Origin of the sequence: Microcystis sp. M_OC_Ca_00000000_C217Col (assembly GCF_007095585.1) — a bacterium.
Taxonomy (GTDB): Bacteria; Cyanobacteriota; Cyanobacteriia; order Cyanobacteriales; family Microcystaceae; genus Microcystis; species Microcystis panniformis.
In genome coordinates this window covers 1-7,866 of the sequence record NZ_SFBV01000217.1, presented here as the reverse complement: position 1 = coordinate 7,866, position 7,866 = coordinate 1, and the positions used below count along the sequence as shown (strand labels likewise).

Here is a 7,866-nt window from a genome sequence, read left to right as displayed (position 1 = left end):
ATTAACCTGTTTGTGCCTTAAGTCCTTCCCTGTATGGATTTCAGCTACTTTTGAGCGTAGGCGCTCTCATCGAATTTTATTTTAAGTTAATTATTTGCATAACAATTCCCGAAGAGCCTGAGATACTAACTCTATCTTGGGTGCATCTCATTTTTGCCCTCTCAAAAATTAATTATGCAAGAACTCTATAGTAGGGTTGATTCATGAATCAACCCTACCCAAACCCCCCGTTGGGTGCGTGGCGCGGCCACTGAGCGTGTCGAAGTGCCGCCCCCAAACCTCGGAGCGCATTAGTTTTTCGGTGGGATGCTTACAGGTAGCTGCTGATATATCTGTAATAATTTAAGGGTCACTGATAATTGCTGATTGTTGGTATTTCTGCATAAGTGAGATACACCCCTCTATCTTTAATTGGTTACATCTAGCAAAATTATCAAATATGGGAAAAAGAAGCAATTCTAGGATTTTGAAGATGATTTTCGTATCAATAGAAGGTAGGTAGGTTGGGTTGAAGCATGAAACCCAACGCCCGCTACCGCTAACCCATCCTACAAATAATTGTGCCTCCCTACTTAGGGTCTGCTGAATAAATCTAAAAACCTTGTTGGATAGAAGGTAGGTTGGGTTGAAGCATGAAACCCAACGCCCGCTCATGTTACGCTACCGCTAACCCATCCTACAAATAATTGTGCCTCCCTACTTACCTTTAAGCAGTTTAAATTCAGTACAGCTGCTCGCAGAAACTATGAGACTCTTGCTAGAACAAATGAACTAAAAAATCTCTCGTCACCATTCTTGTCAGAATTATGAGAATTACGTTACATTTAGTTAAGATTTAATTGGCTGCGGGGATTAATCTCGAAAAAATAACGTAAAATCCTTGACAAAAACAGCTAAATGAGTTAAGCAAAAATCTTTATCCTAGAACCACTAAACAAACATGAAACTATCCTGGAAAACGATTTTACTGTGGACATTGCCCGCCCTTGTGGTCGGTTTTTTCCTCTGGCAAGGCACTTTTGCCACCGCCACCAGTAATATCGGCAATAACACCGCCAGTACCCGCATGACCTACGGACGCTTTCTAGAATACCTAGACAGTGGTAGGGTTGTTAGCGTCGATCTCTACGAAGGTGGCAGAACCGCGATCGTACAGGCCCTAGATCCAGAACTAGAAAACCGAGTACAACGCCTACGGGTCGATTTACCAGCCAATTCCCCCGATTTAATCGCCCGTTTACGCGATTCTAAAATTAGTTTCGATGCACACCCGATGCGGAATGACGGTGCTTGGTGGGGATTCCTCGGTAATCTACTTTTCCCCTTTTTGCTGATTGCCGCTCTCTTTTTCCTGTTCCGCCGTTCTAATAATATGCCAGGCGGCCCCGGTCAAGCCATGAGTTTTGGCAAATCAAAAGCTCGTTTCCAGATGGAAGCAAAAACTGGCATCACCTTTGATGATGTGGCAGGAATTGACGAAGCGAAGGAAGAATTACAGGAAGTCGTCACTTTCCTCAAACAACCGGAGAAATTTACCGCCGTTGGTGCCAAAATCCCCAAAGGAGTCCTGTTAGTTGGTCCTCCGGGTACGGGTAAAACCCTGTTAGCTAAAGCGATCGCCGGTGAAGCGGGTGTGCCTTTCTTCAGCATTTCCGGTTCGGAATTTGTGGAAATGTTTGTCGGTGTCGGTGCTTCTCGCGTGCGCGATTTGTTCAAAAAAGCCAAGGAAAATGCTCCCTGTTTAATATTTATCGATGAAATTGACGCAGTAGGTCGTCAACGGGGTGCCGGTATCGGTGGTGGTAACGATGAACGGGAACAAACCCTAAACCAATTATTGACAGAAATGGACGGTTTCGAGGGGAATACGGGAATTATCATCATTGCCGCCACTAACCGCCCCGATGTTCTCGATTCCGCTCTCATGCGTCCGGGCCGTTTTGATCGCCAAGTAACCGTCGATGCGCCCGATTTTAAAGGTCGTTTAGAGATTTTAGACGTTCACGCCCGCAATAAAAAGCTGGCCAACGACGTTTCCATCGAAGCGATCGCCCGTCGCACTCCGGGGTTCAGTGGCGCAGATTTAGCCAATTTACTCAACGAAGCGGCAATTTTAACCGCCCGTCGTCGTAAAGATGCCATTACCCTCCTAGAGATAGATGACGCAGTGGATCGTGTTATTGCGGGTATGGAAGGTACTCCTTTAGTCGATAGCAAGAGCAAGCGCCTAATCGCTTACCATGAAGTGGGCCATGCGATCGTGGGTACGCTCTTAAAAGATCACGATCCCGTTCAGAAAGTGACTCTGATTCCCCGGGGACAGGCCCAGGGTTTAACTTGGTTCACTCCCAACGAAGAACAGGGTTTAACCACGAAAGCGCAGTTAATGGCCCGGATTTCCGGTGCTTTAGGTGGTCGGGCGGCCGAGGAAGAAATCTTCGGCTATGATGAGGTGACTACCGGTGCCGGTGGCGATTTACAGCAGGTTTCTGATATGGCGCGTCAGATGGTGACTCGTTTCGGGATGAGCGATTTGGGTCCTTTGTCCCTAGAAAGTCAAGGGGGTGAAGTGTTCCTCGGTGGCGGTTTGATGACTCGTTCCGAGTATTCTGAGAAGGTCGCTACTCGCATCGATGATCAGGTGCGATCGATCGTGGAACACTGTCATGAAATTTCTCGGCAAATTGTCCGGGATCATCGCGAAGTGATCGATCGAGTGGTGGACCTGCTGATCGAAAAAGAAACGATCAATGGGGAAGAATTCCGGCAGATTGTGGCTGAATACGCCTACGTTCCCGAAAAAGAACAGTTTGTACCACAGTTATAGGTTGATTTCAATCTATAGGCGATCGGGTGGGTTAAGACTCACCCGATTTTTTTATGCTAGTTAGGGTTTGCTGAATAAATGTGAAATGTAGGCAAGGTAAGAGTTTTGTGGCTTTTTTCGCGAAACAGGTGCAAGATTTTGAGAGAATCGTCGTTCAAAACCTTGCGTCTTCATCGGCCCGCGTCCTGTAGGGGCGAAGCATTCGGTTAGAAAATCTACGGTTTCACCGATAGGTTATTGTCCGAATGCTTCGCCCGTACTTTTTGCCGCAGACCCTAGTTAGGGGTTCAAAAACGACAAAAATAAGGATTAAATTGCCTAAAATCTGTAAATAGACGATTTAATTGCTTATTATTCATTCTTAATTCTCCTGACTACTGACTACTGGCTACTGACTCCTAACCCCACCAACAAACTTTTTGCCGCAAACCCTAGTCATCGTCATCGTCTTTTTTATCCCGTTGATTATCATCGTCTTTTTGCCGATTTTCCCCGTCTTTATCGCTATCTTCGTCTGTTTGCGGCGATTCCACCGTTGTAGGGACGTTTTTCGGTTCTTCGGCTTCTTTTGCTCCCTGACAAGCGCCTAAAACCGTAGTCAAGGTTAACAGAATCAGCAAAACTAAGGATTTGATTTTCATAGTCTTTCTCCCCACTCGATCGATAAATATAACAATTTTAAGACTTTTGGGCGGTGGATAGCTTGGCTAATGCCAAGAAAGTGCATTCCCAGACTAAACGGGGTTGAACGTAGGCTAACAGCTGCCGGCGGGTTTTTTCCAAGATTTCTAAAATCGATCGCTCTCGTCGTCGTTGCCAATCCTCATACTGAAGATAACTCACATACCATAATTGGGTTTCCGTGTCAAGAGTTTGAGCGATAATTTTGGCTAATTCCAGCGCTTGGGAGAGTTTTAGGGGAAACTTGCTCAAAGATCGCGGTAAATCTTGGGGGAGACTGTCGAGAAACTCTAAAGCGGCGATCGCTTCTCCTGGGCTACCTTGAGCTAAACCGAGAATTGCCGGATAATTGAGAACGCGAGCGTGTCCGTTAGAGCGCAGGACTTGAGCGAGATTTTCTTCCGAAAGACGCTGAAAAGGGATGTGTTGACAGCGAGAAACGAGAGTCGGTAGTAAAGAGGAGGGACTGGGAGCAATTAGGATTAAAGTGGCTTTTCCCGGTTCCTCAAGCGTTTTTAAGAGCGCATTTGCCGCCGATTCGGTCATGGTGTCTGCTTCCTCGATTACCACCACAGAGCGGGCCGATTCGAGGGGAGGACGACTTAAAAAGTTAGTAATCTCGCGAATTTGTTCGATGCGGATTTGCGGGGGAGCTTTTCGCTTGAGATTGCTTTCCTGTGCTTCTTTTGCGGTGAGCAGTTTGCCTTGGTGTTGATAAGTGGGTTCAATCCAGAGTAAATCGGGATGATTGCCCCCTAAAAAGCGTTTCAGGATTAATTCCCTTGTTTCCGGAGATCGATCTCTAGTTAACAAGTCTTGACAGAAACATTTTGCTGCTAGATTGCGTCCAATCCCCTTAGCGCCGGCGAATAAGTAAGCGGGAGCGATCGAATTGACTTCAAGCGCTCTTTGTAGTAGTTCAATGGCCTGATTTTGACCGATTAACCTTGACCAATTTATCATCTTTTCCCTGCCATGGCTCGCTATTGCTGTTCCTATTTTGTCGGGATTTCTCCTCATCAGACCGGGTTTTTATACGATGATATATTAAGTTTGGGTGAATTTGAAATCATCAAGCGCCGGACCGATGTCTTGCTTTTATCGGAAGTTCCTAACGATGCTTTCTTTCCCCAGTTAGTGAAAGTGGAATTGTTTATTCATCCTCCCACTAGCTCGGAACTTCAGATCGATTTATTGGTAAAAAATCATGAATTGCCCCTGAGAACTAATAATCGTTGTCGGCGATTTTTTGAATCTATTCACCAGATTATTACCAACAATTATCAAGGTCAATCCCTGACCAGAATTACCGCTTAACCCGATTTGTTCCTGTCTCCGTCAACTGACAAAGACAGGGACAAAATACCATCTTATCACCGTGATTTAACTGGGGGGCTAACTTTTCCTTCAGATATAAGTAGGGAGGCACAATTATTTGTAGGATGGGTTAGCGGTAGCGTAACATAATCGGGCGTTGGGTTTCATGCTTCAACCCAACCTACGTTCTTCCCTATCCTCTAAGAGAATTTTGGTTCTGTTTTGATCATCTTCGACGATGAAAAAATGCTCTTTTTGGTGCTTGATAGATTTATCGAGAAAAAATCGATAATTGCTTTAGTTTTTGCCTTCCTTTGTCGATTTGAGCGGAGGAAATTGACGACGTAAAAGCAAGGAATTACTCACCACCATAACCGAACTAAAAGCCATCAAAGCTGCTGCTAGGGCCGGACTGAAAGCTAGACCCCAACGGGGCAGTAATAAACCACCGGCAATGGGAATAGCAAAGGTATTATAACCCAAAGCCCAAAAAAGATTTTGTCGGATTTTTTGCCATGTGGCCAAACTTAAATGCAGAGATTGCACCACATCTTCCAGGCGATCGCTAATTAAAACGATCCCGGCCGTTTCCATGGCCACTTCCGTGCCACCGGCCAGAGCAATACCGATGTTAGCCTGTCCTAGTGCAGGAGCGTCATTGATACCATCCCCGACCATAGCCACGATTTTGCCCTCTTTTGTCTGTAGGTCGGCAATTAAGGCCGATTTTTCGGTGGGGGCAACTTCGGCATAAAATTGGCTAATACCCAAACTATTAGCGATCGCTGTCACCACTTCTTGGCGATCGCCACTGAGTAAAATCACCTCTAAACCGAGTTTTTGCAACTGATTAACGGTTGTTTGAGCATCGGGACGCAATCGGTCCTGAAAAGCGATCGCGCCGAGTAATTGTTCTTCCATCCCCAGATAAATCACCGTTTTACCCGCTTGTAAAAGCTCTTGAATCCCCCTGATAGTTTCATCGATTTTAATGCCGTTCTGCGCCAACCATTGCCGATTTCCTAGAACAATTTTCGACCCCTGCACCCTTGCCGAAACTCCCAATCCGGCCACAGTTTGAAAATCTTCCCCCGTCAGGTTAGTAGGGGGAGTAACCGCGTCTAAAATCGCCCGAGCGAGAGGATGATTAGTACCACTCTCCACTACTGCCGCTAATTGTTGAATTTCCAGGGAATTAAGGATAGAAAAACTCAAACAATCGGTAATTTCTGGATGACCTTGGCTAAGGGTTCCCGTTTTGTCAAAAACCACCGTTTGCAGTTGCGAGACGGTTTCCAAAACATCACCCCCTTTAATTAAAATACCCCGTTCGGCTGCTAAACTGGTTCCCACCAGTAGGGCCGTCGGTGTGGCTAAACCGAGAGCGCAGGGACAAGCGACCACAAGCACAGAAATCGCTAATTTTAGGGACAAAAGTAGGGGAGAAGTGGGTTGAATCATCTCGTGGTGTCCTGTGGTTGATCCTAACACCTCTGGAAAGAGCCTAGTTCCCCAAAAATACCAAAAGAGCAGCACAATTAGGGCAATTATCATCACTCCGTAGGCAAAATAACCCGCTACCCGGTCCGCTATCTTCTGCACCGGGGCCTTGCGAGTTTGGGCTGATTCCACGGCTGCGATAATCTTAGCTAGGGTGGTATCGGTCCCCACCTGACGAGTTTGCACGGCGATCGCACCAGAGAGATTGAAACTGCCAGCAATGACTAGCTCTCCCATTTCCTTGACCACCGGCAGCGATTCCCCCGTTAATAAAGCTTCATCTACCGTGGTTCTTCCCTGAATAATCTCCCCATCCACGGGAATTTTTTCCCCGGGTAAGACGCGCACCCATTCCCCGACGCGCAACTGTTCCACGGGAATGGCCACGCCCACACGGTCATCTGTACTACCAATCAGGTGAGCCACTGCCGGTTGTAGGGAGGTAAGCGCTTCTAAGTCTGCGGCTGCGCGATGACGGGAATGCGCTTCTAGAGTCCGTCCGAGGAGAATAAACCCTAACAGCATGACCGGTTCATCGAAAAAGCACTCTAAACCGAGATTAGGCAAGATAAGAGCCAAACAACTGGCTATATAGGCGCTACCTGTGCCTAAACTAACGAGAGTGTTCATATTTGGCATCCCGTGCCGTAATCCCCGCCAACCATCGATGAAAATATCGCGCCCGGGGAATAAAATGGCTAGGGTGGCTAAAGTCCAGTGAAAAGCAATGCTTTGAAAGATGGGGATTTCTGGTCCCCCGATGTGGTGTAAGTGACCAATCAGGGAAAAAACCAGTAAACAACAAGCGATCGCTAATCGGTATAATTGTTGTTGCCGTTCTTTTTGTTGGTTTTGCAGCCGTTGATTTTGTTGAGAAAGGGGAGTCGATGAGCTGCGCGGTTGGGTGGGGAATCCAATCGCGGTTAATTTTGCAGCTAATTGCTCTGGTGCGATCGCATCCGGTTGGTATTCAATCACGGCAATTTCCGTGATTAGATTAACTTGGGCCGATTTTACCCCTTGATTTTGGCTGAGTTGTCTTTCTACGGCACTCACACAGCCAGCGCATTTCATGCCTTTTACGTCTAGAGTAGCGGTTTTTAGTCCAGTTTCGGCGGCTAGGATCATAGAAAAAGTAGGCAAGGATGGTCTTTACTTCTATCCTAGAAATTCTCGGCCGATTTTTAAACTATTTTGGCGATCTCTTCCCGATCCATACTATTAGGGGGGCAGCTATCAATGATGCGGGAAAAACTAATAGCAAACTATACTACAAACCCGTCAGTAAACAGGCGCATGACTTCCCGGATTCTGTCATCGGCAAATGGGGTAAAATCCACTTGAGCGCAATGTTAGACCGCCTTCTATGGTAATTATGCCCAAATTGAGATGATTAAACTCCAAGGTGCGGTATTAAGTTTTAGGCGTTGCTGAATTAAGCTATGAATCAGTAAGGAATAGGCACTTCTTGAAACTTCAGATAATGAATTAATAAACGAATAGAGTATCCTAACATTTCTGTAGACTTAGAATAGCAGAGT

General features: G+C 46.3%; 6 protein-coding genes and 1 pseudogene. 3 read left to right on the top strand and 4 right to left on the bottom strand.

The genetic code is table 11. From position 1 onward, the window contains the following. Window positions 1-940 precede the first annotated feature (940 nt). The gene (gene ftsH2, locus EWV66_RS13055; protein ID WP_024970580.1) at window positions 941-2,827 is read left to right on the top strand and encodes an ATP-dependent zinc metalloprotease FtsH2; all 1,887 of its coding nucleotides are present in this window, start codon (window positions 941-943) and stop codon (window positions 2,825-2,827) included. Between the two features lie 431 nt (window positions 2,828-3,258). On the opposite strand, the gene EWV66_RS13050 is transcribed toward ftsH2, so the two are convergent. Then, window positions 3,259-3,468 (bottom strand): neurohypophysial hormones like protein, encoded by a 210-nt coding sequence (locus tag EWV66_RS13050; protein WP_287109165.1) that lies wholly within the window; start codon window positions 3,466-3,468, stop codon window positions 3,259-3,261. A 37-nt stretch (window positions 3,469-3,505) separates the two neighbouring features. Then, a complete protein-coding gene (gene holB / locus EWV66_RS13045; protein ID WP_002787161.1) occupies window positions 3,506-4,471 on the bottom strand; it encodes a DNA polymerase III subunit delta' in 966 nt (321 codons plus the stop codon). A 12-nt stretch (window positions 4,472-4,483) separates the two neighbouring features. Between holB and EWV66_RS13040 the strand changes: the two genes are divergently transcribed. Beyond that, a complete protein-coding gene (locus tag EWV66_RS13040) occupies window positions 4,484-4,825 on the top strand; it encodes a hypothetical protein (protein WP_002734498.1) in 342 nt (113 codons plus the stop codon). Window positions 4,826-5,122: 297 nt separating this feature from the next. On the opposite strand, the gene EWV66_RS13035 is transcribed toward EWV66_RS13040, so the two are convergent. Then, the gene (locus tag EWV66_RS13035; protein WP_287109171.1) at window positions 5,123-7,453 is read right to left on the bottom strand and encodes a heavy metal translocating P-type ATPase; all 2,331 of its coding nucleotides are present in this window, start codon (window positions 7,451-7,453) and stop codon (window positions 5,123-5,125) included. A 17-nt stretch (window positions 7,454-7,470) separates the two neighbouring features. Between EWV66_RS13035 and EWV66_RS13030 the strand changes: the two genes are divergently transcribed. Then, complete coding sequence (locus tag EWV66_RS13030; protein WP_052276038.1) at window positions 7,471-7,698, top strand: hypothetical protein; 228 nt, start codon at window positions 7,471-7,473, stop codon at window positions 7,696-7,698. Between the two features lie 74 nt (window positions 7,699-7,772). Here the strand turns inward: EWV66_RS13030 and EWV66_RS13025 are convergent. After that, window positions 7,773-7,866, bottom strand: a pseudogene (locus EWV66_RS13025) (IS1 family transposase); the annotation flags it as partial.

Bases quoted from the DNA above. Each gene is read 5' to 3' on its own strand.
- EWV66_RS13035 (WP_287109171.1), bottom strand. From the start codon at position 7,453: ATGATCCTAGCCGCCGAAACTGGACTAAAAACCGCTACTCTAGACGTA.
- EWV66_RS13040 (WP_002734498.1), top strand. From the start codon at position 4,484: ATGGCTCGCTATTGCTGTTCCTATTTTGTCGGGATTTCTCCTCATCAG.
- holB (WP_002787161.1), bottom strand. From the start codon at position 4,471: ATGATAAATTGGTCAAGGTTAATCGGTCAAAATCAGGCCATTGAACTA.
- ftsH2 (WP_024970580.1), top strand. From the start codon at position 941: ATGAAACTATCCTGGAAAACGATTTTACTGTGGACATTGCCCGCCCTT.
- EWV66_RS13030 (WP_052276038.1), top strand. From the start codon at position 7,471: ATGGTCTTTACTTCTATCCTAGAAATTCTCGGCCGATTTTTAAACTAT.
- EWV66_RS13050 (WP_287109165.1), bottom strand. From the start codon at position 3,468: ATGAAAATCAAATCCTTAGTTTTGCTGATTCTGTTAACCTTGACTACG.